Genomic DNA, 418 nt, shown 5'->3' with positions numbered 1-418 from the left:
CCGACCCTGCCGGGGGCAGAGCAATAAGGCTATTCGGCGGCAGTGATCGCGTCGTACGGGCAGTGGCTTCGGCTGGCATGTTCTACCGGCTTTAACGGCTGCACCGCCGCGCGCCGCACGGGTTTCGTGGTGGAGCCCCCGATGGCGAGCGCGCTGCCCGTTCGGCCATCTGCCGTTCGCGGTGCAAAGGGCCGCGGTATTTCATGCGCCGCTGGTTTCGTGGTTATGTCTCTAACGGCAAATGCCATGCCATTCGATACCCTGCCGTACCGGCGCTGGCTGTGACCGAATACAGCCGGCCTCGTTTCGTGGTGGGTGCCGTGGCCCGGTCAGCGAGCACGGAATAATCTGCCGATGGTGTTGTGCGGTTCGCTACCAATCCGTGAGCGAGGCCGCAGGCGACTGAATGCGGGCCCCC

Source organism: Cupriavidus sp. SK-3, assembly GCF_000611145.1.
Lineage (GTDB): Bacteria > Pseudomonadota > Gammaproteobacteria > Burkholderiales > Burkholderiaceae > Cupriavidus.
This window is presented reverse-complemented; position numbering follows the sequence as displayed.